The 282-nt window shown below is 63.1% G+C and carries 1 pseudogene; it reads left to right on the plus strand.

The window, feature by feature from the left end:
• Positions 1-282, plus strand: a pseudogene (tuf, locus tag ACOZHM_RS20705) (elongation factor Tu); the annotation flags it as partial.

Here is a 282-nt window from a genome sequence, read left to right on the forward strand (position 1 = left end):
TCCTGGCCAAGCCGGGTTCGATCAAGCCGCACACCAAGTTCGACTCCGAAGTCTACGTCCTGTCCAAGGACGAAGGCGGCCGCCACACCCCGTTCTTCAAGGGCTACCGTCCGCAGTTCTACTTCCGCACCACCGACATCACCGGTGCGGTCGAACTGCCGGAAGGCGTGGAAATGGTCATGCCGGGCGACAACGTGAAGATGGTTGTCACGCTGATCAACCCGGTCGCCATGGACGACGGCCTGCGCTTCGCGATTCGTGAAGGCGGCCGTACCGTCGGCG

This window comes from Stenotrophomonas sp. PD6, from assembly GCF_049199305.1.
In the GTDB taxonomy this organism is placed as follows: domain Bacteria; phylum Pseudomonadota; class Gammaproteobacteria; order Xanthomonadales; family Xanthomonadaceae; genus Stenotrophomonas.